The following is a 22,851-nucleotide window of genomic DNA, read 5'->3' on the forward strand; positions in this document are numbered from 1 at the left end:
ATTGGTCACGTGGGATGCAGCAGGAGAGGAGACGCCCATGTCCGGCTTCGCCAGCAGCAACGACCTGACCGAGAAGGTGGTCTCCTTCGACGAACTCGGCCCGGGCCTCTATGGCTGGACTGCCGAGGGTGACCCGAATTCCGGCATCGTCATCGGCGATGACAGTGTGCTGGTGGTTGATGCGCAGGCGACGCCGAAGATGGCGGCCGACGTCATCGCCAAGGTGCGCAGCGTGACGGACAAACCGATCCGGCATGTCGTGCTCAGCCACTATCATGCGGTCCGCGTGCTCGGCGCCTCGGGCTACCAGGGCGCCGAGATCATCGCCTCCGATGTCACGCGCGACCTGATCGTCGAGCGCGGCCAACAAGACATGGACAGCGAAATCGGTCGCTTTCCCCGCCTGTTCCGCGGCAAGGAGAGCATTCCCGGCCTGACCTGGCCGCATGTGGTGTTCCACAAGCGGATGACGCTGTGGATGGGCCAGCGGGAAGTGCAGATCATCCAGATCGGCCGCAGCCACACCGCCGGCGACACGGTGGTCTGGCTGCCGAAGGAAAAGGTCTGCTTCGCCGGCGACGTGGTGGAGTTTGGCGCCACGCCCTATTGCGGCGACGCGCATTTCACCGACTGGCCGGCGACGCTCACGGCGCTGAAGGCGCTGGGCGCGGAGAAGCTGGTCCCCGGCCGTGGCCGCAGCCTGCTCAACCCGAAGGACGTCGAGGAAGGCATCGCCGGCACCGCCGCCTTCACCGCGGACCTCTTCGCCATCGCCAGGACCGGTGCGGCCAAAGGGGCCAGCCTCAAGCAGGTCTATGACGAGGCAATGGGCGCGATGCGGCCGAAATACGGGCATTGGGTGATCTTCGAGCACTGCATGCCCTTCAACGTTTCCCGCGCCTATGACGAGGCTAAGGGCCTCGACCACCCGCGCATCTGGACCGCCGAGCGCGATGTCGAGATGTGGAAGGCGCTGGAGCACGGGGCCGCAGCGAAGTCCGGCGAGATCTGAGCCGCGCCGATGACCGAAGGGGCGCTTGCCCCGGCGGTCGGAATCGCCGTGCCAAGCACAGTACGAGGAGGGTGCGATGACCATCGTCCAGCCCATGACCACCGCCCGCACCGGCACCGCCGAGCCGGGCTACATGACCGGCTTCGGCAACCAGTTCGAGACGGAGGCGCTGCCCGGCGCGTTGCCGGTCGGCCACAACTCGCCGCAACGCTGCGCCTATGGACTTTATGCCGAGCAGCTCTCGGGCTCGCCCTTCACCGCGCCGCGGGCGTCCAACGAACGGAGCTGGCTGTACCGCATCCGCCCGACCGTCGCGCATTGGGGCGCCTTCCAGAAGATCGATGCCGGGCTATGGCGCACCGCGCCCTGCGCCGAGGTGGAAATGCCGATCCAGCCGCTGCGCTGGAACCCGATCCCCTTTCCGGCCGAAGGAGTCGGTTTCCTGCAGGGCATCCGCACCATCACCACCGCGGGGGACGCGGCGACGCAGTCCGGCATGGCGACGCATGTCTACCTCGCCACGCGGTCGATGGTCGATGAGGTCTTCTACAACGCCGATGCCGAGATGCTGTTCGTGCCGCAGCAGGGCGCGCTTCGGCTGGCGACCGAGTTCGGCGTCATCGATATCACTCCGGGCGAGATCGCCGTCATCCCGCGCGGGGTGAAGTTCCGCGCCGAGCTGCCGGGCGGCCCGGTGCGCGGCTATCTCTGCGAGAATTACGGCGGCGCCTTCACCCTGCCGGAACGTGGCCCGATCGGCGCCAACTGCCTGGCCAATCCGCGCGACGTCTTGACCCCCGTCGCCGCTTATGAGGACCGCGACGCACCGACCCGCATGGTGGTGAAGTGGGGCGGCACGCTCTGGGCGACGGAGCTTGAGGCCTCGCCGCTCGACGTGGTCGCCTGGCACGGCAACTATGCGCCGTACAAATACGACCTGCGGCGCTTCTCCCCGGTAGGGCCGCTGCTCTTCGACCATGCCGATCCGTCGATCTTCACCGTGCTGACCTCGCCCAGCGAGACCCCGGGCACGGCAAACATCGATTTCGTCATCTTTCCCGACCGTTGGCTGGTCGCCGAGAACACCTTCCGGCCGCCCTGGTACCACATGAACATCATGAGCGAGTTCATGGGGCTGATCTACGGCCAGTACGACGCCAAGCCGCAGGGCTTCGTCCCCGGCGGCTTCAGCCTGCACAATTGCATGCTACCGCACGGCCCGGACATGGAAGCCTTCGAGGGCGCCAGCAAGGCGCCGCTGAAGCCGCACAAGCTGGAAGGCACCATGGCCTTCATGTTCGAGACGCGCTTCCCGCAGCGGGTCACCCGCTATGCCGCCGAGCTGCCGGAGCGGCAGGCGGAATACGGCGCCTATGGGTCGAAGCTGCAGAAGCACTTCAATCCGGGCCGCCGCGACGCCTGACGCCGCGCATGCCAGGGGCGCCGCTTGCGGCCTTCCCCTGGCTGCCGGTCAGGCCGCCAGCCCCTGCGCCGCCGCGGCCTCCTCGCGGCAGCGCTCCGGCCCGCCGAGCACTTGCCGGTTGGCAGCGATGCGCTTGAACCAGAAGGGCAGGCCGAGCAGCTCGGTGAAGCCCATGCCGCCATGCACCTCGGTCGCGTGGCGGGCGACGTCGCGGGCGACCTCGTCCAGATGCGCCTTGACTTGGCAGGCGAGCAGATGCGCCTCCGCGTCCGGCGCGTCCTGCGCCTGGGCGGCGTACCAGACGAAGGCGCGGCAGGGTTCCAGCCAAGCAGCCATCTCGGCGCAGGCATGCTTGACGCCCTGGAAGCTGGCGATGCTGCGGCCGAACTGGCGGCGCTGACCGGCATAGACGACGGCCTGGTCGAGCATGGATTGCGCCGCTCCGAGCGTCTCGGCGGCCAGGACGACGCGGCCGGCATCCAGCACCCGGGCCGCGTCAGCGGCAAGCCATTCGGCGGGCGCGGCGGTGAGGTCCACATCGGCCAAGGGGCGCAGGCGGTCGAGGCTGGGTCGCGGGCGCAGCGTCACGCCCTCCGCATAGGCGGCGACCAGCGCCAGCGCGCCGTCGGGCAGTGCCAGCAGCAGATGCGTCGCGCCGGCCGCGTCGATCAGGCCGGTGAGGTTGCCGGAGATGCGGCCGCCATCCCGCCGCAAGGTGCAAGTGCCGGTGCTGCCTGTCAGGGCACCGAGGCCGACCGCCACGCGCATGCGGCCCGCGGCAAGCTCCGGCAGATGCGCCGTGCTCCGTAATGCGACCGGCGCCAGCACGGCACTGCCGAGGAAAGGCGTGGGTGCGGCATGCCGCCCCAGGGCCTCCCCCACCAGTGCCGCGTCCAGCATGCCGAGCCCGGCGCCGCCCGCCTCCTCCGGCACCAGCAGCCCCGGCACGCCAAGCTCCGTCAGCCCGGCCCAGAGCGCCGCATCTCCGCCGGCGCGCCGCAGCTCCATCGTGACGCGGTCCGACAGGAAGCGGCGCAGCGCTTCGCCGAACTGCCGCTGGTCCTCGCTCAGGCCGAAATCCATGTCACGCCCCGCCCATAGGCTTCGGCTCGCGCGGCATGCCGAGGCCGCGCTCCGCGATGATGTTCTTCTGGATGTTCGAGCTGCCGCCGCCGATGATCAGGCCGAGGTCGTACATCCAGTCGGCGTACCAGGCAGTGGCGGCCGAATCCTCGCCGACCTCGTCATGCGGCTCGTAGGCCAGGCCGGCCTCGCCCAGCGCATCCACCGCCAACGTCGCCAGCCGCCAGGCCAGGGTGGTGCCGTAATACTTCACCACCAGCAGGCCGAGACCGCTGTCCTGGTCGCGCGACGCCTCGCTCAGCAGCCGCATCTGGTGGTACTTGCCGGCCAGCACCTCGCCCTGCAGCCGCAGGAAGCGATCGCGCCAGACCGGCCTGGACAGCAGCGGCGCACCATCCACCACCGTCTCCGCCAGCAGTGCGCGCAGCCGGTGCAGTCGGTGCACCAGCTTGCTCGAATCGCCCAGCAGCATGCGCTCGTGCTTCAGGGTGACGTTCGCCACCTTCCAGCCATCGCCGCGGCCGAGCACGATCTGGTCGGTTGGCAACCGAACATCGGTGAAGAAGACCTCGTTGAAGGTCGCGTGCCCGGTCATGGTCGCCAGCGGCCGCACCTCGATGCCCGACGTAGCCATCGGCAGGAGCAGGTAGGAGATGCCGAGATGCTTCGGCCGGTCCGGCTCGGTCCGCACCAGCAGGAACATCATGTCGGCGTAGTGGGCGGAGCTGGTCCAGATCTTCTGGCCGTTGATGACGAAGTTGCCGTCCTCGACATGCGCCCGCGTCCGCAGCGAGGCGAGGTCGCTACCCGCTTCTGGCTCGGAATAACCCTGCGCCCAGTGGAGCTCGCCGCGGATGGTCGGGCCGATCCAGCGCCGGCGCTGTTCCTCGTTCCCGACTTCCAGCAGGGTCGGCACCAGCATGCGGATGCCCTGGCCCTGGATGCCCAGGCTGATCCCGGCGGCATTGAACGCTTCGGTGATAAGCGCGGCGTCCAGCACGTCGTGCTCGGCGCCGTAGCCGCCGTATCGCGTCGGGACGGACCGGGCGGCGAAACCGTGCTCGATCAGCAGCGATTGCCAGTCCAGCACGCGCTGGTCAGGCCGTTTGCGCCCGCCGCCGCCGCCGACCGGCGGGGAGCGGTGGCCGTGCCGGGCGATGAACTCGCGCAAATCCGCCCGTAAGGCGCGGTGGCGGTCGGACAGGGTCAGGTCCATGACGGTCAGCCCTGGATAAAGCCGCCGGCACGCCCCAGCACCTGTTCGGCCCCGGCGACCAGGTCCTGCATGACCGCGGCGGCCGGCCGCACCGCCCGCACCATGCCGAGCCCCTGCCCGGCGAAGCCGCCCCAGACATCCGCCCGCCCCGCCGCCAGCGCCGCCGCGGTGACCTGGGTGGAGACCATGGTCTGGTAGGGCATCGGCAGCGGCTCCAGCCCCGCCTCGACATAGGCCGCGGCCCAGCGGTTCTTCACCATCCGTGCCGGCTTGCCGGTGACGGAGCGCGAGACGGTGGTGCCCTCGTCATTGCCCTCGACCAGCGCCTGCTTCTGCGGCCCGCTGATGCCGGCCTCCTCGGTCGCCAGGAAGGCGGTGCCGATCCAGGCGCCCTCGGCGCCGAGCATCAGCGCGGCGGCGATGCCTCGCCCGTCGCCGATGCCGCCGGCGCCGACCACCGGCACCCGGCCGCCGACCGCATCCACCACCTGCGGGATCAGCGCCATGGTGCCGATCGGCGAGTTGTGGCCGCCGCCGTCATGGCCCTGAGCGACGATGATGTCGATGCCCGATTCCACCACTTGCCTGGCGTGCCGCGTGGTGCCGACCACCGCCATCACCTTGGTCCCGTTGGCGTGCAGCCGTTCCATCCAGGGACCGGGATTGCCGAGGCCCGCGGCATAGACCGGCACACGCTCCTCGATCACCACCTCCATCTGTGCCTCGAAGAAGCCACGTGACAGCGGGGCGGGTCCGTCCTTGTCGGCCGGGTCGCGCTCAAGCAGGCGGTCCAGGGTCTCGGCATCGACCATCTCCAACCCCTGCGCCGCCATGAAGTCGCGGGCGAAGCCGCGATGTTGCGGCACCAGCGTCTCGGCCGAGGGGCCGCCGGCATTGCTCCCGCCGCGGCGGACCGAGGCCGGCAGCAGCGTGTCGACGCCGAACGGCCGGTCGGTCAGCTCACGCGTCCGGCGGATCCAGGCGCGAAGCTGGTTGGCGCCGCAGCTCGCGGCACCGATGACGCCGAGCCCGCCGGCATTGGAGACGGCGGCGGCCAGTTCCGGCGTGCTCGCGCGGCCCATACCGGCGAGCAAAATCGGGTACTGGATGCCGAGCAGCGCACAGAGGCGCGTGTGGAGTGCCATGGTCGTTGTCCTCCGGCGCCGCCTCTGCCGGGCGGGCGCGTCGCTTTCTCCGGCCGGCAATTCACGCCCCGCGTTTTGGCGCCGGGCGATCGCAAGCCCGCCTCAGCTTACGGTCAACTGCCCGGCCGAAGCCACAGCCGCCCGTTCCTGCCCCGGCACCATCGCGGCTCGGCCAGGCTTCGCGGCGCGAAATTCCTCCGGCACGAAATGCTGCGTCAGCTTCCAGTAGTCGAGCAGCCGCCAGGGCGAGGTTACCGTCACCCGGTTATTCTTGTTCTTGTACCAGCTGGTCACGCCCGGATGCGTCCAGACCATGCCGGCACATTTCTCGTCCAGCAGGTGATTGTAGGCGTCGTGGATGTCCTGGCGGACCTCAAGCGTCCTGTAGCCGTGCTCGATCATTTCCCGCAGTGCTTGGCAGATGTAGCGGACTTGGCATTCGTGGTGGAAGATGATGCTGCCGCCATGCGCCAGATTGGTATTGGGCCCGTAAATCATGAAGAGGTTTGGGAAACCCGGCGCGGTGATGCCGAGATAGGCACGTGGGTCGTCGTCGCCCCAGGCCTGGCGGATGGTGTAGCCACCGCGTCCGGCGATCTCCATCGGCGCCAGCATCTTCGACGCCTGGAAGCCGGTGGCGAGGATGATGACGTCGACCTCGTGCACCGTGCCGTCGCGCATCTGGATCGTGTGCCCGGTGACGCGCTCGATCGGGGTGGTCTCCAGCACCACGTTCGGGCGCTTGAGCATACGGTACCAATAGTTGTCGCGCAGCATGCGCTTGCCGTAGGGCGGGTATTGCGGGATCACCTTGGCCAGCAGCGCCTCGTCATCGTCCAGCTCCTTCCGGACGTAATCTGTGATCAGCTCCCGCATCTTGTGGTTCGCCTCGTTCAGCGAAAGCGCCGGCTGGTCCCAACTCGGGTCCCGCTGCAGCGAGGCATGGAAGCCGTCCGATCCTGCCCAGAACAGCTGGAAGCGTAGCCACTTGCCGAAATAGGGAATGTGCTCGAGGCACCAGAGATTCCCCGGGCTGACCGTCTTGTGGTAGTTCGGGTTGTGCATCGCCCAATGCGGCGTGCGCTGGAAGACCACCAGCTTCTCGACTTCGGGCGCGATGGACGGGCCGGTCTGCACCGCGCTCGCCCCGGTGCCGATCATGGCGACCCGCTTGCCCCTGAGGTCGACGGAGCCGTCCCAGCGTGCGGTGTGGAACATCGGCCCGCCGAACTCGTCGAGCCCGGGGATCGGCGGGATGGCGGGCCGGTTGAGCTGGCCGACCGCGGTGACCAGCGCGTTGCAGGAGAGGCCTTCGATCTCGCCGTCGGCCCGGCGCAGCGTGATGGTCCAGCACCCCGCGGCCTCGTCGAAGCGGGTCTCCGTCACCTCGACGTTGAAGCGGACATGACGACGAATGTCGTACTTGTCGAAACCGTCCTCGATGTAGCGGTGAATTTCGGCCCGCTGGGAGAAGTGGCGGGTCCATTTCTGGTTGGGGTTGAAGGAGTAGGAAAAGAAGTGGTTCGGCGTGTCCACGGCGCAGCCGGGGTACTGGTTTTCCAGCCAAGTGCCGCCGACGGTGGCGTTCTTCTCCAATATGGTGAAAGGGATGCCCATCTCCTTCAGCCGCACCGCCATGGCGAGCCCGGCAATGCCGGCGCCGATGATCACCACCTGGAAAGCAGCGATGGGCAGGCCGCCGGGGTCCCGGCGCCAATGGACGGCGCGCGCATCATCGGACCCTAGGCGCGTTTCCTCGACAAGCAGGGGGATGTATTCCTCCGGCACCGTCTGCCCGACCCCGCCACTCATCATGCGCTGCAACGTGTCGGCGGGCGGCAGGGCGGGCGCCGGGCGATCGGAGACGGCGTAGTCCTGCAGCGCCTCAACCAGCCGGTCCTGCACCTTCTGCTTGAGCTCGGGCGGAACTGACTCGAGGAAGCTCCAGGCACCGTGGATGTGCGGCGCCGCCTCGTCGAGAATCGCCAAGTCTCCGGTCAGCTGCACCAGCACCATGAGTTGCGGGGCAATGTCGGCATCGGCCAGCGCCGCGCGGAGCGCCACCTCGTCACGCACGGCGTCCTGGACCTGAACCCGGAATTCCTTCGGCATTCGTCGCTTCCCCGTGTTTTGCCGGGAGTGTAGCGGATGCCACGCCCGGCATAAGAGGCGACCGGTTCAGTCTTCCGCGTTCGGCCTCGTATCGCGGCCGAGCCGATCCGGCCCGCCGCGTCGGCCGGCGCTGCGCCTCAGGCGAGGGCGGCGACGATCACCTCTCCGGCCATGAGCACCTGGGGCGAGCGCGGCCAAATGTCGCGATTCTGCGCCATCAGAGCGGCTACTTGGGCATGCGCCGCCGTCGCGGTACTGCGATTGGTGAAGACGGAGACAGCGAGGGCCCGATCCGGCTGCGTTTCGTCCCGCCCGGTGTAGAGGTGACGGAAGCCCGGCTGCTCCAAGGTCAGCGGCACCAGCTTGTCCTGAAAGGCCGGGAGGGTGCCGGCAGAGGGGCCAAGCCCTTCCGTCATCCGGACCAGCATGTAGCTTTCGCCACCCTTGCGCTCGGCATCCAGATGCACGGTCACCGCCGCGCGGGTGATCAGCGGCGTGCCGGTCAGCAGGTCCGCCAAGGCGCCGCCGGCCCAGCCCAAAACATGGTCGTTGATACGCCGCGCGGTCGCTTGGTCGTCGAAGACGGTTGCCGAGAAGATGCCGCCGCCGCCATCGATCCGGGCGACGTAGTAGGCGCGGAAGGACGGCTCCTGCCGCAGGGTCGGCAGCAGGCCGTCGCGGATGCGCTGGGCGATCTCCTCCGGCGCGCCATTGCCGCTGTAGCGGCGGATCGTCAGGTACCACTGGGATTCGCTCATGGAACCGCCTCGCCTGCCGTGCCGGGCCCAGGCTGGGCTCGACGATATCGGGAACACATTAGCACAATGCCGGCGCCACACGCCGAGCGCCACAGGTGAGCACCACCGGGCCATTTCGGCTAGACGGTGTTACGGAGTGGTGCGATGCCCAGATTAGGGCATGACCGTTGCTGCCCAGGCGTATTCGTACCCGACCGACACGAGTGAGGAGGAGTGGGCGTTCGCCGCGCCCTACCTGACGCTGCTGCCGGAGGCGGCCGGGCAGCGTCGGCACGACCTGCGGGCCGTCTATGACGCGTTGCGCTGGTTGGTCCGGGCTGGGGCGCCCTGGCGCCTGCTGCCCGGCGACTTTCCGCCGTGGCACGCGGTCTACGACCAGGCCCGGCGCTGGCTGGCCGCGGGCGTGTTCGAGGCGATGGCGCATGATCTGCGGGCCATCCTGCGCGTGGCAGAGGGGCGGGCAGCGGCACCGACGGCCGCCATCCTCGACAGCCGGACCATGCGCTCCACGCCGCGGCGGACACGCTTGGCCACCTGCTGGCCCTGCGCGTCACCTCGGCCGATGCTGGCGATCGCGCCCAGGTTGGCCAGCTCACCGCCGCGGTCCAGGACGCGACCGGCGAGACGGTCGAGGTCGCCTATGTCGATCAGGGCTACACAGGCGAGACAGCAGCGGCGGCTGCCCGCGCAAACGGCATCGCCTTGCATGTCGTCCGGACACTGAAGGCGAAGCGCGGCTTCGTGCTCCTGCCCAGGCGCAGGGTCGTCGAGCGCTCCTTCGCCTGGGCCGCCCGCTTCCGACGCCTCGCCCGCGACTACGAGCGCCTGCCGCAAACCCTCGCCGGCCTGCACTTCGTCGCCTTCGTCACCCTCATGCTCGCCAAAGCCGCAGCCGCCTTCGACGTGGTCCGTAACACCGTCTAGGCTGCCGGGATGCATTCCCTGACCATCCTTGACTGGATCGCCCTGGCGGTCTTCGCAGGCTGCTGGATCGGCTACGCGACCCTGGTGGATCGCCACCCCGCGCTACGAGCCCGCAGCGTGATCGCCGCCATGGACGAACACAGGCGCCGCTGGCTGCGGACCACCGTGACGCGGGACAACCGCATCATGGACACCAACATCATCGGCAACCTGATGAACAGCACCAGCTTCCTGGCCAATACCGCGATCTTCATCCTGGGAGGCCTGGTTGCGATGATGGGCAGCCCGGATCTCGGCGCCCGGGTTTTCGGCGCCCTGCCCTTCGCTACGCCGCCCAATGCGGCGGCCTGGGAGATGAAGATCGCGCTGCTACTGCTGATCTTCGTCCGCGCCTTCTTCGAGCTGACCTGGGCGCTGCGACAGTTCAACTATTGTTCGATTGTGATCGGCGGCATCTCGCAGGATGCGCAGGACACGACCCAGGCAACCCATGCCGAGATGGCGGCCAAGGTCGCCAACCGAGCGGCCCGGCACTTCAACACCGGCCTCCGGGCCTACTACTTCGGCCTGGCGGCGCTCGCCTGGATCCTGCACCCGTTGGCGCTGGTGGTGGCCAGTCTCTTCGTGCTGCAGGAGCTGTACCGGCGGGAATTCCGCAGCGTCGTGCGGGACGCGCTGCAGGAGCGCTGATCAGCCCCGCTCGATCCGCCGAAGTACCTGCCAGAATTGGCTAAAGATGCCTATTCGGATGCTTCGCTCCGGCTCGGCGCAGCGCAGCCGGTCCGGATGGAAATGCACGGCGAAGGCCTGCTTGGCCCGGCGGAATCGGTCCTCCGGAGGGCCAGAGCGGGCACGGGCAGCCTCGGCAAGCAGAAGGGCACGGCGGGTCCGCTCCAACTCGGCGGCTAAGGCGGTGATCCGGGCGGCTTGGTGATGGTTCTGGGCGCGGGATGCGCGCAGACGGACACCCCGCATAGCATGCAACCGGCGCTCAGCCCGCCGCGGGCCGAGCAGCAAGGCCACGCCACGCGCCAGCCAGTGGAGCAGCCGCCAGAGCACAATGCCGAGCACCAGGATCAGCAGCGCGAGCAGGATGCCAAGAACTTCGACCATGGCCGGGGATTGTCCCCGGCCAGGATGGTCAATTGCCTAACAAGCGCGATGCCGCCGCGGCTATCTGCCCGGGTCGGCCCGGCGCAGGCGGGACGTTACCCCGCCAGCAGCGCCCGCGCCGCAGCCAGCGCCTCGTCGGCCTTGTCGCCCTCCGGCCCGCCGGCCTGGGCCATGTCCGGCCGGCCGCCGCCGCCCTTGCCGCCCACGGCCGCGGCCGCCGCGCGCACCAGGGCGACGGCATCAGCCTTGCCCTTCGCCGCCTCGCCCAGCCCGGCGACGATGCTGGCCTTACCCTCTGCGGTCGAGACCAGGACGACGATATCGGCACCGCCTCCCTTCAGGATCGCCTCTGCGATGCCCTTCAGGTCGCGCGCCGGCGTGTCGCCCAAGTTGCGCAATGCTACTTGGAACCCACCGACCGCTTCGGCCGCCGCCGCCCCGCCGCCGGTTGCCAACTGCTTGCGCAGTTCGGCCACATCGCGTTCCAGCTTGCGACGCTCCTCCACCAGTGCGGCAATGCGGGCCGGCAGGTCCGCCGCCGGCACCCGCAGCGCCGCCGCTGCTTCCTTCAGCTTGGCCTCGGCCGCCTCGACCAGCTTCAAGGCGGCTTGGCCGGTGACGGCCTCTACCCGGCGGACGCCGGCCGAGACGGCACCTTCCGAGACAATCTTGAAGAGACCGATATCGCCGGTGCGCCGCACATGGGTGCCGCCGCAAAGCTCCAGCGAATAGACGCCGAGCTTCTCGGTCGCCGCGGGATCGTGGCCCATCGAGACCACCCGGACCTCGTCGCCGTATTTCTCGCCGAACAGCGCCATGGCGCCGATCTCCACTGCAGCGTCCGGCGTCATCAGCCGGGTGACCACCTCGGCATTCTCGCGGATCCGGGCATTCACCTCGGCCTCGGTCCAGGCCAGGTCCTCGTCGGTCATCGGGGTCGGCTGGGAGACGTCGAAGCGCAGCCGGTCGGGCGCGTTCAGCGAGCCCTTCTGCGCCACATGGGTGCCGAGCCGGCGGCGCAGCGCCTCGTGCAGCAGGTGGGTGGCGCTGTGATGGGCGCGGATCTCGCCGCGGCGGACATGGTCGACCTCGGCCTGGACCGCCAACCCGACCGTCGCCTCGCCATGCGCCACGGTGCCGAGATGGACGAAGAGGTCGCCCAGCTTCTTCTGCGTGTCGCGCACCACGATGCGGCAAGCCTCACCGGCCGAGATCAGGCCGGCATCACCGACCTGGCCGCCGCTCTCGGCATAGAAGGGCGTCTGGTTGAGGACCACCGCCACCTCGGCGCCGACCGGGGCGCCGTCAACCGGCTTGCCGTCATGGACGATCGCCAGGATCTGGCCCTCGGCGGTTTCGGTCGAATAGCCGAGGAACTCGCTCGCCCCGACCTTCTCGCGGAGGTCGAACCAGACCGCGTCGGTCGCCGCCTCGCCACTGCCGGCCCAGGCGGCGCGGGCGCGGCGGCGCTGCTCGGCCATGGCAGCGTCGAAGCCTTCGACGTCCACCGTCTTGCCCTCGGAGCGCAGCGCATCCTGAGTCAGGTCGAGCGGAAAGCCATAGGTGTCGTAGAGCTTGAAGGCGATCTCGCCGGACAGCGTGCCACCATCGCCGAGCCGGCCGCTCTCCTCGGACAAAAGCCCGAGGCCGCGCTCCAGCAAGGTGCGGAACTTCATCTCCTCGAGCTTCAGCGTCTCGACGACCAGCGCCTCGGCCCGCTGGATCTCCGGATAGGCAGCACCCATCTGGCGGACCAGGGTCGGCACCAGACGGTGCAGCAGCGGCTCCCGGCTGCCCATCATGTGCGCGTGGCGCATGGCGCGGCGAAGGATGCGGCGCAGGACGTAGCCGCGGCCCTCGTTGGAAGGCAGCACGCCGTCGGCGATCAGGAAGGTGCCGGCGCGCAGGTGATCGGCGACCACGCGGTGGCTGACCTTCCAGCGGCCGTCCGGATCCTGCCCGGTCGCCTCGGCCGAGGCCAGGATCAGCGCTCGCAGCGTGTCGGTGTCGTAGTTGTCGTGCTTGCCCTGCAGGATGGCGGCGAAACGCTCAAGGCCCATGCCGGTGTCGATCGAAGGGCGCGGCAGCGGCGCGCGAACGCCGGGCGGGCCCTCCTCGAACTGCATGAACACGAGGTTCCAGATCTCGATGAAGCGATCACCATCCTCGTCCGGGGAGCCGGGCGGGCCACCGGGGATCTTGTCGCCGTGGTCGAAAAAAATCTCCGAGCACGGGCCGCAAGGGCCGGTATCGCCCATCCGCCAAAAATTGTCCGAGGTCGGGATGCGGATGATCCGGCTGTCCGGCAGGCCGGCGATCTTCTTCCAATATACTGGCGCCTCCTCGTCCTCGGAGTAGACCGTGACCAGCAGGCGATCCTTTGGCAAAGCGAAGTCGCGGGTCAGCAGGGCCCAGGCATGCTCAATCGCCTTTTCCTTAAAATAGTCGCCGAAGCTGAAGTTTCCCAACATCTCGAAAAAGGTGTGATGCCGAGCGGTATAGCCGACATTGTCGAGGTCGTTGTGCTTGCCGCCGGCGCGGACGCATTTCTGCGCGGTGGTGGCACGTGAGTAGGCCCGCTTTTCCTGGCCGGTGAAGACGTTCTTAAACTGTACCATACCGCTGTTGGCGAACATCAGCGTCGGGTCATTGCGCGGAACCAGCGGCGAGCTCTCGACCACCTGATGGCCGTTGCGGCCGAAATAATCGAGGAAGGTGGCGCGGATGTCGTTGCTGCTGGTCATAGGCGGTGGGGGTCCCGTCTCCAGCCCCAGCCCATGGGGCGAAATCTTCCTGAGTCCAGGGCGGTTTCCGCCTTACCCGCGACCCCCTGCCCTGCACAATCGCTCTAGCGCGCATGGCCGGAAGCGTCGAGGGGCGCGCCGGCCCGGGACATGACGTTGCGAGGGCTGACCGCAACCGTCGCGGGGGACGGCCCGTTCCTTGCCCCGTGGCGGTTCAGCCGCCCTGGATCCGAGGAGGACGTCATGGCCAGCGACATTCGCGACCTGCTGACGATGGGACTGCAGGATACCTACAGTGCCGAAACCCAGTTGGTCGAGGCCCTGCCGGCGATGCAGGAAGCCGCCACCAATCCCAAGCTGAAGCAGGCCTTCAACGAACACCTGGCCGTCACCCAGCGCCAGGTCGAGCGGCTGGAGCAGGTCTGCAAACAGCTCGGCATCGAGCCGGAGGGCGAGACCTGCAACGCGATGGAGGGGCTGGTCGAGGAGAGCGAGGAGATCATCGACGAGGTCGACGAGGGTCCCGTTCTCGACGCCGCCCTGATCGGCGCCGCACAGAAGGTCGAGCACTATGAGATAGCGGCTTATGGCACCCTCACCGCCATGCTGAAGGCGATGGGCGAGACCAAGGCCGCCGACCTGCTGGCGCAGACCCTGAAGGAGGAAAAAGACACCGACGAGCTGCTTAGCCAGCTGGCCGAGTCCGAAATCAACCCGGCGGCGTTCGGCAAGCCGCCCGCCAACGATCAGACTAAAGGCAGCCGCGGCGCCGCCTGATCGGAACGAAGGTACGGGGGATGACATTCCCCGTACCTTCCCGGGTTACTCTGCCGCGGCGGCCTCCTCGGATTCCTCGTTCTCGCCCGCCACCAGCATGGCATTGGCGACGATTCCCGACTGGGCCCGCACCTTCTGCTCGATGGTGTTTGCCAGCTGTGGGTTGTCCTTGAGGAACTGCTTGGCGTTCTCGCGTCCCTGGCCGATCCGCTGGCCCTCAGCGCTGAACCAAGCCCCCGACTTCTCGACGACGGTGGCCTTGACGCCAAGGTCGATCAGCTCGCCGAGCTTGGAGATGCCCTCGCCATACATGATATCGAAGTCGACCACCCGGAACGGCGGCGCCATCTTGTTCTTTACCACCTTCACGCGGGTCTGGTTGCCGACCACGCTGTCGCGGTCCTTGATCGCGCCGATGCGGCGGATCTCGAGCCGGCAGGAGGCGTAGAACTTCAGCGCGTTGCCGCCCGTCGTCGTCTCCGGGTTGCCGAACATGACGCCGATCTTCAGGCGGATCTGGTTCAGGAAGATCAGCAGCGTATTGGAGCGGGAGACGGTGCCGGTCAGCTTGCGCAGCGCCTGGGACATCAGCCGGGCATGCAACCCGACATGGCTGTCGCCCATCTCGCCTTCCAGTTCGGCGCGGGGTACCAGAGCGGCCACGCTGTCCACTACCAGCACGTCGATCGCGCCAGATCGCACCAGGGTGTCGCAGATCTCCAGTGCCTGCTCACCGGCATCCGGCTGGCTGATCAGCAGGCTGTCGAGGTCGACGCCCAGCTTCTTGGCATAGCCGGGGTCGAGCGCATGCTCGGCATCAATGAAGGCGCAGGTGCCGCCCTTCTTCTGCGCCTCGGCGATGGCGTGCAGCGCCAGCGTGGTTTTGCCCGAGCTTTCCGGGCCGTAGATCTCGACGATCCGGCCCTTGGGCAGGCCGCCAATGCCGAGCGCGATGTCGAGGCCGAGCGAGCCGGTCGAGACCACCTCGATTTCGCCGTCCTGCGCCTGGCGCGCACCCATGCGCATGATCGAGCCCTTGCCAAACGACCTCTCGATCTGGCTGAGCGCGGCGTCGAGCGCCTTTCCCTTGTCCATCCTGGCTGCCCTTGTCCTTGATCGTGTCCCAGATCCGTCGCCATCATGCCTATGGCAAGACTGCATTGTATGAGGCCTGCAACCTAGCCTTATCTCAACCAGCAGATGGTTCTGAATCTATTCGAATCGCCCTCTTCGTCAGGGCACTGTGCCAGAGACTATGGCGCCGGAGGTGCCAAAAAACAAGAACATTTGGTAAACACGCTTCAGATCGGCGCCGCCTGTCATGCTCCCTCCTCCCCCTGCCCATTGAGCGCCGCGGTCACTTCCCGGAGCAGCTCCGCCGGGCCGAAAGGCTTGCCGAGATAGCGGAAGCCGTCTGCCGCCAGGTCACGGTGCAGCATAGTCTCGGCATAACCCGAGAGCAGCAGGACCGGCATGGCGGGCCAGCGCTGCCGCAGCCGGCATGCCAGTTCCACCCCATCGGCGCCGGGCATGGCGACGTCGCTGACCAGTAGGCCAGGCTCCGGTCCCGCTTCGACCATGGCGAGCGCAGTTTCGGCGCTGTCTGCCGCCAGCACCGTATGACCGTCACGTTCCAGCAGCCGGGTGCCGAGCAGGCGCAGTGGCGCCTCGTCCTCCACCAGCAGGATCGGCGCGCCAGATACCGGTGCTGCGGCCGGCGGATCAGGCTTGCCTATCTTTGGCGCCGCCGCGGCTGCCTGACGCGGCAGATGGATGCGGAAGGTCGTGCCCTGCCCCAGCCGGCTCTCCACCGAGATATGGCCGCCCGACTGGGCGACGATCCCCTGCACGGTGGCCAAGCCGAGGCCCGTCCCGCCCTGGTCCAGCCGGGTGGTGAAGAAAGGCTCGAAGAGCCGCGGCAGTACCTCCGGCGCAATGCCGTCCCCGGTATCGCCCACCTCAAGCACCACCCAGCGGCCAGGCGGCAAGGCGCCCTCCCCTTCCGGCCGCAGCACCATCCGATGGCCGGTCGCGATGCGGAGCGTGCCGCCTTTCGGCATGGCATCGCGGGCATTCACCGCCAAGTTCAGGATCACCTGATCGAGCTGCGTCGGGTCGGCCTTCACCCATCGTCCCGGCGCATCCAGCGCCAGTTCCAGCCTGACCGCTTGGCCGAGCAGCCGACGCAGCAGCGGCGCGATCGTCAGGACCGCCTCGTTCAGCGCCAGCAACCGCGGCTGCAATTGCTGCTGCCGGGCGAAGGCGAGCAGCTGCCGGACCAGCGCCGCGCCGCGCTTAGCCGCATCCTCGATCAGCACCAGCTCGGCTGCGGCCGCTTCCGGCATGCCGGCCGCGCGCACTGCGCCGGCACCACTCATTATTGCGGTCAGCAGGTTGTTGAAATCATGCGCCACGCCGCCGGCCAGCCGCCCCACGGTCTCGAACCGGCCCGCCTCGGCCATCCGGGACTCCGCCCGCCGCGCCTGGGTCCGGTCCTCAACCCGCAGCAACAGCCGCGCCGCGGGCCCCGCCGTCTTCGGCAACGGCGTCAGCCGCACCAACCATTCGGCATCCGCCGGCGCTGCGGGATCGCCGGGCAGTGCCCGGAGCGGCGCCGGGATCTCTCCGACGAGCCCCGCCGCCAAGGCCGCAGCGAAGGCCTCCCGCGCCGCCGGCGCCAGGATGAAGGCGACCAGCGTACCGGGCCGGAGTGCTGCGAGCGGCCCGGCCAGGGTGGCCAACGCCGGATTGGCGGCCAGAACCCGCCCTTCGGCATCCAGCACTGCCAATCCCTCGGGCGCCGGGTCGCTCAGCAGCCGGAAGCTGTCGAGGAAGCCGGGCGCGCGCGCCGCCCGGCGGAGCAGGCCACGGTTAGCCACGCGCCATCCGCCCCTGCAGCCGCCAGATGTAGGAGATGATCTCGGCCACCGCCTGCCAGTGCTCCGGTGGGATCTCGGTCTCGACCTCCAGCCGGAACAGGGCACGCGCCAGCGGCGGATTGGCGACAATCGGCACCCCATGCTCCTCCGCCGCAGCCCGGATCCGCGCCGCCATCTCGTCCGCCCCTTTGGCAACGAGTCGCGGTGCGGCGGCCACCCCCGGTTGATAGGATAGAGCAACGGCGAAATGAGTCGGATTCGTGATCACAACGGCGGCACTTGGGATCGCCGCCATCATGCGTTGCCGCGCCCGGCTTTCACGGATCCGCCGCAGCCGGGCCTTCACCTGCGGATCGCCCTCGGACTCCCGCATCTCCTCGCGCAGGTCCTCGCGGCTCATGCGCAAGTGCCGCAGGTGGCGCCAGCGGACCAGCAGCACGTCGAGCGCCGCCATGACGCCGAACGCCCCGAGCGCAACCAGCAGCAGGCGCAGCGCCTCACGCCCGATCAGCCCGGGCAGCGCCCCGACCGGCTGGTGCAGGGCGGCCTGCAGCATCACGACGTCGATGGCGAGCCAGAGCGCCGCACCGACCACGCCGAGCTTGAGAAGCGTCCGCATCAGCTCAATCCAGCCCTCGGCACCGAGCAGCCGGCGCAGGCCGGCGAGCGGGCTCAGCCGCGACAGGTCGGGCAGCAGCGCTTCGCCGCGCAGCAGCGGCCCAGTCTGGGCCAGACTTCCTAGGATCGCCGCCACAGCCACCGCCCCGAGCACCGGAAGAACGCCATGCGCTGCGGCCCGCAACAGCTCGAGCGCCGCCTCGCTGCCCGGATCCGGTGCCTCGAGCAGGTTCCGTAAGGCCTGAAGCCAGGCGAGCGTCACCGACGGCAGCGCGAGGAAGCCGGCCAGCGTTGCCGCCAGCAACGTGACGAAGCCCACCGCTTCCCTCGACAGCGGCACCTGACCCTGCTGGCGGGCCCGGTCCAACCTGCGGGCGGTCGGAGCCTCCGAACGGTCCTCGGCGTCCTTGCCGTCCCCGGCCACGGCTCAGGGCAACCCCGGCAGGGCCAGGAAGCTGTCCCGCGCAGCGGTGATCCAGGCGCCGAGCAGGATGGGCAGCAGCAGCGCTGCCAGCAGTAGCCCGGCCAGGATCTGTCCCGACGCGGCAACCATGAAGACCGGCACCTGCGGCGCCAATCGCGCCAGCAGGCCGAGCGCGAACTGGCCGAGGATTGAGGCCAGCACCAAGGGTGCCGCCAGGCGGAGCGCCAGCGACAGGCTATCCGCCACGGCCTGCGCCACCGCCGCGGCCTGGCCGACGACGGCCGCGGCCGCGCCCACCGGCAGCGTCGCGTAGCTTTCTGCCAGGGCGCGCAGCGGCAAGGCATAGAGCCCGGTCGCCAGCACCAGCACCGTCGCCGCCAAGCCGAAAAGCCGCGACAGCGCGGTGCCCTGCGCGCCGATCACAGGATCGGCCTGCAATGGGCTGGCGAGGCCGACCATCAGTGCCATGACCTGCCCCGCCTGGGCCAGCGCCAGTTCGATTAGCCGCGCCAGCAGGCCGAGCCAGAGACCGGTCACGGTCTCCAACGCCAGTAGCCGCAGCATCTCGGGCAATTCGGCCGGCAGCGGCGGCAGACCGGTCTGCACCAAAGGCAGCACCAGCGCGGTCAGCGCCAGCACCAGGGCGAGGCGGATCGTTCCCGGCACCTCCGGGGCGCCGAGTCCGGGCAGCAACATCACCGCGCCGCCGATACGCGCCAGCACCAGCACCGCCTGGAAGATCACGTCGGGCAGTGGCTCGATCACCGGGTCGCGCCGCCCAAGGCTACGATTCGGGTAAAGAGCTGCGCGGCGTAGCCCTGCATCGCGACCGTCATAGCCGGGCCGGTCAGCAGCAGCACCGCCGCCATCACGACGACCTTGGGCAGAAAGGCGAGCGTCGCTTCCTGGATCTGGGTGACGGCCTGCAGCACGGAAATGACGAGGCCGATGGCCAGCATGGCCAGCAGCGGCGGCCAGGCCAAGTGCAGGGCCAGCCACAGCGCCTCGCGCAGCGCCAGCGTGGTCGGGTCGTCAGCCATCACGCTAGATTGGCATGCGCATGACATCCTGGTAGGCGGCCACAACCTTGTCGCGCAGTGTGGTGGCGGTCTGCAGCGCCAATTCCGCCCGCGAGACTGCCAGGACCACATCCGTGACGCTGCCTTGACCGAGCAACGCCTGGGTGCTGACAGCATCCGCGGACCGGCCGAGATCGACTGCATCCTGCATGGCCCGCTGCAAGGTGGCGCCGAAATCGCTACCCTCCATGCCGGCGCCGGCCTGTGCCTGCGCCGCTTGGTACGCGGCGGCCGCTTGCACAGGAGCGAGAATCGGCGGCATCAGCGCAGCGCCTCAATCGTCCGGGTCAGCATGCCGCGGGTAACCTCCAGCACCGAGAGGTTGGCGCTGTAGCTTCGCTGCGCCTCGCGCATGTCCATCATCTCGACCAAGCTGTCGACATTCGGGCGCTTGACGTAGCCCCGCGCATCGGCGGCGGGATGGCCGGGGTCGTACACCTCGGGGAAGTCGCCGGCGGCGGTGCCGATCCGCCGCACCTCCACCGTTTCCGCGGCCAGAGCGCGGTCCATCCTGGCGGCAAATGTGACGGTCTTGCGCCGGAAGGGATCGGCACCCGGCGCATCGCCGGTGCTGTCGCGGTTGGCGAGGTTCTCCGCCACCACCCGCAGCCGGGTGGACTGCGCCGTCATGCCGGCGGCCGATACGCGCAGCGCTTTTTCAAGATCCATTCGTTCCCCCTCCTATTGCGTCCGGCCCAGCGCGGTGCGGAACAGCCCGAGCCAGCGGCGATGCAGCCCGATTGTCAGAGCATGCGCGCTGTCCGTATCGGCAACCTTCATCGCCTCCCGGTCCAGGGACACGGCATTGCCATTCGGCGTGGTATCCACCGCCATGCGGTCCACCCGCGCCCGTGGATCGCGCGACGCGGCCAAGTGGTGCGGGTCGGTGCGGGCCAGGCCGACCGACAGAGCGCCCCCGCGCTGCACCAAGCTGGCAAAATCCGGCAGGTCGCGCGGCCGGTAGCCCGGCGTATCCGCATGCGCGATGTTCTGCGACAGCACGCGCTGCCTGGCATCCAGCCAGGCCAGCCGGCGCTCGGCGAGGGCAACGGGGGCTCTCTGCGACGGGTCCATGCCGCATCCTGGCGGGCGACAGGCAAAGATTGGGTTAAGCCTGTCATCCCGCGCGGCCAAACCCGCCTCGGCGGCGAGGCTTCCTTAATCCCTCGGCGGCCAGACTGCGCGGATGGCTGTTCCAGACCCCGCCACCTCCCACGCCGCGATCGAATCCATGCGGGGCACCCTCCTGGTCGCCCGAGCCCTGGTCGAAGCCGGCCGGCAGGTCGACCTTACCGGACTCGATGCCGGCGCGGCCGCCCTTTGTGCCGCCATTGCCATGCTGCCGGTCGAGACGGCGCGGCCGTTGCTGCCCGCCCTGGTCGCCCTACTGGCGGACGTGGAGAGCCTCGGCGCCGCCCTCGCATCACCCCGACCTCATACCTAAGCCGGCAGGAGGCCGCTCCTTGATCCTCGAAACAAATAGTTTGCTGAAGGCCTTCGGCGCCTTGGCCGCGCTGACGATCCCGCTTTGGCTTGGTGGCCAGGCGCTACGCCGGGGCAAGGCGCAGGGCCGGCCCGGACGACGCCTCGAGGTAGCTGAAATCATCGCGCTCGACGCGCGCCGCCGCCTGGTGCTGGTCAGATACGACGGGCGCGAGTTGCTGCTGCTGACCGGCGGCGGCCAGGATGTGGTACTCGGCTGGCAGCCGGAGCGGCCTGTAGCATGAGGCGCCTGACGCTTGCCGCTTTGCTGCTCCTCGGGGCCGCGCTGCCTGCCGCCGCCCAGAGCTTAAGCATCGACCTCGGCGCCGCCGGGCAGCCGGGCGCGACATCGCGCCTGGTGCAGCTCACCGCACTAGTCGGCCTGCTCTCACTCGCCCCCTCGCTGCTGGTGATGGCCACGGCCTTCACCCGCATCGTCATCGTCCTGTCCCTGTTGCGGAGCGCCATCGGCGCGCAGGGGGTGCCGCCGAACCCGGCGCTGGTCGGCTTGGCACTGTTCCTGACGCTCTTCGTCATGCAGCCGGTGATGGAGCAGAGCTGGACCGCCGGCCTCGAACCGCTGATGCAGGGACGCACCGGCGAGCTGGACGGGCTGCAGGCTGCCGCCGAGCCTTTCCGCCGCTTCATGGCGGCGCAGGTCACCGATGCCGACCTGTCGCTCTTCCTCGACCTTGCAAAACTGCCGCCGGTGTCGGAGGGCGCAGCACCCGAGCAGATCCCCTGGCGCGCCCTGCTGCCTGCCTTTCTGGTCAGCGAGCTGAAGCGGGCCTTCGAGATCGGCTTCCTGCTCTTCCTGCCCTTCCTCGTGCTCGACATGGTGGTCGCGAGCCTGCTCATGTCACTGGGCATGATGATGTTGCCACCAAACGTGGTGGCACTGCCCTTCAAGCTAATCTTCTTCGTGTTGGTGGATGGCTGGCGGTTGGTGGCGGGCAGCCTGGTGCAAGGCTTCGGGTGATGGGCACTGCCGGAATCACGGCGAGCACCATCCTTCCCGGCGTCCGCCAGTGCAAGAGCAAAGCCCAGCCGCACGCCGGATGCCGCGGCGGCACACGTGATCACCGGCGCTCAAGGCAAGCCAAGTGATCGGCCAACCCGATGATCCGGCTGGCCGCCGGCCTGCCCCCGTGCGCTGTGCGTGGCGGGCAGCACCGCCCCAACCGGGAGAAATCCCGGCAGGGCCGACGCCGACCCTGGTTCAGCCCGCCGCGGCGACGGCGCGCTTGGCCATCACGGTGACGAGGTGCGCGCGGTACTCGGCGCTGCCATGGATGTCGCCATTCAGCCCGTCGGCCGACTGCTTTATCCCGGCAACCGCGGCTTCCGACCAACTGGCCGAGAGCGCCTTTTCCATCTCGGCCTGCCGAAACACCCCCGGGCCGGCGCCGTTGACCACAACGCGCACGCCCGACGTCGTCTTGGCGACGAAGACGCCGGCCATGACGTAACGGCTGGCGGGGTTGCGCATCTTGGCGTAGCCAGCCTTTTCGGGGATCGGAAACTCGATCGCCACAAGCAGCTCGCCCGGCTCGAGCGCCGTGGTGAACATGCCCTGGAAGAAATCATCGGCCGCAATCCGGCGCTTGTCGGTGACGACGGTGGCGCCCAGGCCAAGCACCGCCGAGGGGTAATCCGCCGCCGGGTCATTGTTGGCAACGCTGCCGCCGATCGTGCCGCGGTTGCGCACCTGTGTGTCGCCAATGGTGCCGGCCATCATCGCAAGTGCCGGGATTGCGGCTTTCACCTCGGGGCTGTTCGACACTTCGACATGCTTCGCTAGCGCGCCGATGACGAGCGTGTCACCGTTGCGTTTGATGCCCTTCAGCTCGGCGATGCCGGACAGGTCGACCACCGAGGTTGGCTTGTTCAGCCTGTGCTTCAGCGCCGGCAGCAGGGTCTGCCCACCGGAGATCGGCCGGGCATCCGGGTCCGCGGAGAGGATCTTGACCGCATCGGCGACAGAAGTCGGCTTGTGATAGGCGAAATCGTACATCTCTGAACTCCCCTTGGTCATTCGCCGGCCGGTTCACGCTTCCGGGCT

23 protein-coding genes and 1 pseudogene are annotated in these 22,851 nt (G+C 68.8%); 8 read left to right on the forward strand and 16 right to left on the reverse strand.

Going from position 1 to position 22,851, the window contains the following annotated elements:
* The first annotated feature begins 37 nt into the window (after positions 1-37).
* Together E2C06_RS00360 and hmgA are read left to right on the forward strand one after the other, a co-directional pair.
* The gene (locus tag E2C06_RS00360; protein WP_133286589.1) at positions 38-1,012 is read left to right on the forward strand and encodes an MBL fold metallo-hydrolase; all 975 of its coding nucleotides are present in this window, start codon (positions 38-40) and stop codon (positions 1,010-1,012) included.
* Between the two features lie 76 nt (positions 1,013-1,088).
* Positions 1,089-2,435: a homogentisate 1,2-dioxygenase gene (gene hmgA / locus E2C06_RS00365; protein ID WP_133286590.1), complete on the forward strand. Its 1,347-nt coding sequence runs from the start codon at positions 1,089-1,091 to the stop codon at positions 2,433-2,435.
* A gap of 48 nt (positions 2,436-2,483) precedes the next feature.
* Here hmgA and E2C06_RS00370 read toward each other — a convergent pair whose 3' ends face one another.
* The 5 genes from E2C06_RS00370 to E2C06_RS00390 form a co-directional block, all read right to left on the reverse strand.
* Positions 2,484-3,518, reverse strand: coding sequence for an acyl-CoA dehydrogenase family protein (locus E2C06_RS00370; protein ID WP_133286591.1), 1,035 nt, complete (start codon positions 3,516-3,518; stop codon positions 2,484-2,486).
* A 1-nt stretch (position 3,519) separates the two neighbouring features.
* Positions 3,520-4,734, reverse strand: a complete 1,215-nt coding sequence (locus E2C06_RS00375; RefSeq protein ID WP_133286592.1) for an acyl-CoA dehydrogenase family protein — start codon at positions 4,732-4,734, stop codon at positions 3,520-3,522.
* A 5-nt stretch (positions 4,735-4,739) separates the two neighbouring features.
* Positions 4,740-5,879, reverse strand: coding sequence for an NAD(P)H-dependent flavin oxidoreductase (locus E2C06_RS00380; protein ID WP_133286593.1), 1,140 nt, complete (start codon positions 5,877-5,879; stop codon positions 4,740-4,742).
* Between the two features lie 102 nt (positions 5,880-5,981).
* Positions 5,982-7,991, reverse strand: a complete 2,010-nt coding sequence (locus E2C06_RS00385) for a flavin-containing monooxygenase (RefSeq protein WP_133286594.1) — start codon at positions 7,989-7,991, stop codon at positions 5,982-5,984.
* A gap of 137 nt (positions 7,992-8,128) precedes the next feature.
* Positions 8,129-8,749: a hypothetical protein gene (locus E2C06_RS00390; RefSeq protein ID WP_133286595.1), complete on the reverse strand. Its 621-nt coding sequence runs from the start codon at positions 8,747-8,749 to the stop codon at positions 8,129-8,131.
* Between the two features lie 160 nt (positions 8,750-8,909).
* On the opposite strand from E2C06_RS00390, the pseudogene E2C06_RS00395 reads away from it, so the two are divergent.
* Together E2C06_RS00395 and E2C06_RS00400 are read left to right on the forward strand one after the other, a co-directional pair.
* Positions 8,910-9,673: pseudogene (locus tag E2C06_RS00395) on the forward strand (transposase).
* Positions 9,674-9,682: 9 nt separating this feature from the next.
* The gene (locus E2C06_RS00400; RefSeq protein WP_133286596.1) at positions 9,683-10,363 is read left to right on the forward strand and encodes a DUF599 domain-containing protein; all 681 of its coding nucleotides are present in this window, start codon (positions 9,683-9,685) and stop codon (positions 10,361-10,363) included.
* Here the strand turns inward: E2C06_RS00400 and E2C06_RS00405 are convergent, their stop codons facing one another.
* Both E2C06_RS00405 and alaS read right to left on the reverse strand, forming a co-directional pair.
* The gene (locus E2C06_RS00405; protein ID WP_133286597.1) at positions 10,364-10,786 is read right to left on the reverse strand and encodes a hypothetical protein; all 423 of its coding nucleotides are present in this window, start codon (positions 10,784-10,786) and stop codon (positions 10,364-10,366) included.
* 95 nt (positions 10,787-10,881) lie between these two features.
* Positions 10,882-13,530, reverse strand: coding sequence for an alanine--tRNA ligase (gene alaS, locus E2C06_RS00410; RefSeq protein ID WP_133286598.1), 2,649 nt, complete (start codon positions 13,528-13,530; stop codon positions 10,882-10,884).
* 243 nt (positions 13,531-13,773) lie between these two features.
* On the opposite strand from alaS, the gene E2C06_RS00415 reads away from it, so the two are divergent.
* Complete coding sequence (locus tag E2C06_RS00415; RefSeq protein WP_133286599.1) at positions 13,774-14,307, forward strand: YciE/YciF ferroxidase family protein; 534 nt, start codon at positions 13,774-13,776, stop codon at positions 14,305-14,307.
* Between the two features lie 45 nt (positions 14,308-14,352).
* On the opposite strand, the gene recA is transcribed toward E2C06_RS00415, so the two are convergent.
* The 8 genes from recA to E2C06_RS00455 form a co-directional block, all read right to left on the reverse strand.
* Positions 14,353-15,402 (reverse strand): recombinase RecA, encoded by a 1,050-nt coding sequence (recA, locus tag E2C06_RS00420; RefSeq protein WP_193560403.1) that lies wholly within the window; start codon positions 15,400-15,402, stop codon positions 14,353-14,355.
* A gap of 224 nt (positions 15,403-15,626) precedes the next feature.
* Entirely contained in the window at positions 15,627-17,186 is a 1,560-nt protein-coding gene (locus tag E2C06_RS00425; RefSeq protein WP_165982124.1) for an ATP-binding protein, read from the reverse strand.
* Complete coding sequence (locus E2C06_RS00430) at positions 17,179-18,228, reverse strand: EscU/YscU/HrcU family type III secretion system export apparatus switch protein (protein ID WP_133286602.1); 1,050 nt, start codon at positions 18,226-18,228, stop codon at positions 17,179-17,181. Before E2C06_RS00430 ends, E2C06_RS00425 begins: the two co-directional genes overlap by 8 nt.
* A 3-nt stretch (positions 18,229-18,231) precedes the next feature.
* Positions 18,232-18,993: a flagellar biosynthetic protein FliR gene (locus E2C06_RS00435; RefSeq protein WP_241671038.1), complete on the reverse strand. Its 762-nt coding sequence runs from the start codon at positions 18,991-18,993 to the stop codon at positions 18,232-18,234.
* Complete coding sequence (locus E2C06_RS40175; RefSeq protein ID WP_133286603.1) at positions 18,990-19,268, reverse strand: flagellar biosynthetic protein FliQ; 279 nt, start codon at positions 19,266-19,268, stop codon at positions 18,990-18,992. The genes E2C06_RS00435 and E2C06_RS40175 overlap by 4 nt, the downstream gene beginning before the upstream one ends.
* A gap of 4 nt (positions 19,269-19,272) precedes the next feature.
* Positions 19,273-19,569, reverse strand: coding sequence for a flagellar hook-basal body complex protein FliE (locus E2C06_RS00445; protein ID WP_133286604.1), 297 nt, complete (start codon positions 19,567-19,569; stop codon positions 19,273-19,275).
* Positions 19,569-19,976: a flagellar basal body rod protein FlgC gene (flgC, locus tag E2C06_RS00450; RefSeq protein ID WP_133286605.1), complete on the reverse strand. Its 408-nt coding sequence runs from the start codon at positions 19,974-19,976 to the stop codon at positions 19,569-19,571. Before flgC ends, E2C06_RS00445 begins: the two co-directional genes overlap by 1 nt.
* A 12-nt stretch (positions 19,977-19,988) precedes the next feature.
* Positions 19,989-20,381, reverse strand: coding sequence for a flagellar basal body rod protein FlgB (locus E2C06_RS00455; RefSeq protein ID WP_133286606.1), 393 nt, complete (start codon positions 20,379-20,381; stop codon positions 19,989-19,991).
* Between the two features lie 157 nt (positions 20,382-20,538).
* Here E2C06_RS00455 and E2C06_RS39110 point away from each other — a divergent pair, with 157 nt between their 5' ends.
* Genes E2C06_RS39110 through fliP form a run of 3 tightly spaced genes read left to right on the forward strand, consistent with a single transcriptional unit; the run spans position 20,539 to position 21,768 of the window.
* Positions 20,539-20,751 carry a hypothetical protein gene (locus E2C06_RS39110; RefSeq protein WP_241671039.1) on the forward strand — a complete coding sequence of 71 codons (213 nt, stop codon included), beginning with the start codon at positions 20,539-20,541 and terminating at the stop codon, positions 20,749-20,751.
* A gap of 19 nt (positions 20,752-20,770) precedes the next feature.
* Positions 20,771-21,034: a flagellar biosynthetic protein FliO gene (locus tag E2C06_RS39115; RefSeq protein ID WP_241671040.1), complete on the forward strand. Its 264-nt coding sequence runs from the start codon at positions 20,771-20,773 to the stop codon at positions 21,032-21,034.
* Positions 21,031-21,768: a flagellar type III secretion system pore protein FliP gene (fliP, locus tag E2C06_RS00465; protein WP_133286608.1), complete on the forward strand. Its 738-nt coding sequence runs from the start codon at positions 21,031-21,033 to the stop codon at positions 21,766-21,768. Before E2C06_RS39115 ends, fliP begins: the two co-directional genes overlap by 4 nt.
* A gap of 240 nt (positions 21,769-22,008) precedes the next feature.
* Here the strand turns inward: fliP and E2C06_RS00470 are convergent, their stop codons facing one another.
* Positions 22,009-22,803, reverse strand: a complete 795-nt coding sequence (locus tag E2C06_RS00470) for an FAD binding domain-containing protein (protein ID WP_133286609.1) — start codon at positions 22,801-22,803, stop codon at positions 22,009-22,011.
* Positions 22,804-22,851: the final 48 nt, after the last annotated feature.

Origin of the sequence: Dankookia rubra, from assembly GCF_004355005.1 — a bacterium.
Classification (GTDB): domain Bacteria; phylum Pseudomonadota; class Alphaproteobacteria; order Acetobacterales; family Acetobacteraceae; genus Paracraurococcus; species Paracraurococcus ruber_A.

Coding starts and splice junctions, on each gene's coding strand:
- flgC (WP_133286605.1), bottom strand. CDS start 19,976: ATGGATCTTGAAAAAGCGCTGCGCGTATCGGCCGCCGGCATGACGGCG.
- E2C06_RS00405 (WP_133286597.1), bottom strand. CDS start 10,786: ATGGTCGAAGTTCTTGGCATCCTGCTCGCGCTGCTGATCCTGGTGCTC.
- E2C06_RS00370 (WP_133286591.1), bottom strand. CDS start 3,518: ATGGATTTCGGCCTGAGCGAGGACCAGCGGCAGTTCGGCGAAGCGCTG.
- E2C06_RS00470 (WP_133286609.1), bottom strand. CDS start 22,803: ATGTACGATTTCGCCTATCACAAGCCGACTTCTGTCGCCGATGCGGTC.
- E2C06_RS00400 (WP_133286596.1), top strand. CDS start 9,683: ATGCATTCCCTGACCATCCTTGACTGGATCGCCCTGGCGGTCTTCGCA.
- alaS (WP_133286598.1), bottom strand. CDS start 13,530: ATGACCAGCAGCAACGACATCCGCGCCACCTTCCTCGATTATTTCGGC.
- E2C06_RS00455 (WP_133286606.1), bottom strand. CDS start 20,381: ATGGACCCGTCGCAGAGAGCCCCCGTTGCCCTCGCCGAGCGCCGGCTG.
- E2C06_RS00445 (WP_133286604.1), bottom strand. CDS start 19,569: ATGCCGCCGATTCTCGCTCCTGTGCAAGCGGCCGCCGCGTACCAAGCG.
- E2C06_RS40175 (WP_133286603.1), bottom strand. CDS start 19,268: ATGGCTGACGACCCGACCACGCTGGCGCTGCGCGAGGCGCTGTGGCTG.
- recA (WP_193560403.1), bottom strand. CDS start 15,402: ATGGACAAGGGAAAGGCGCTCGACGCCGCGCTCAGCCAGATCGAGAGG.
- E2C06_RS39110 (WP_241671039.1), top strand. CDS start 20,539: ATGCGGGGCACCCTCCTGGTCGCCCGAGCCCTGGTCGAAGCCGGCCGG.
- E2C06_RS00385 (WP_133286594.1), bottom strand. CDS start 7,991: ATGCCGAAGGAATTCCGGGTTCAGGTCCAGGACGCCGTGCGTGACGAG.
- E2C06_RS00360 (WP_133286589.1), top strand. CDS start 38: ATGTCCGGCTTCGCCAGCAGCAACGACCTGACCGAGAAGGTGGTCTCC.
- E2C06_RS00375 (WP_133286592.1), bottom strand. CDS start 4,734: ATGGACCTGACCCTGTCCGACCGCCACCGCGCCTTACGGGCGGATTTG.
- E2C06_RS00380 (WP_133286593.1), bottom strand. CDS start 5,879: ATGGCACTCCACACGCGCCTCTGTGCGCTGCTCGGCATCCAGTACCCG.
- E2C06_RS00390 (WP_133286595.1), bottom strand. CDS start 8,749: ATGAGCGAATCCCAGTGGTACCTGACGATCCGCCGCTACAGCGGCAAT.
- hmgA (WP_133286590.1), top strand. CDS start 1,089: ATGACCATCGTCCAGCCCATGACCACCGCCCGCACCGGCACCGCCGAG.
- fliP (WP_133286608.1), top strand. CDS start 21,031: ATGAGGCGCCTGACGCTTGCCGCTTTGCTGCTCCTCGGGGCCGCGCTG.
- E2C06_RS00415 (WP_133286599.1), top strand. CDS start 13,774: ATGGCCAGCGACATTCGCGACCTGCTGACGATGGGACTGCAGGATACC.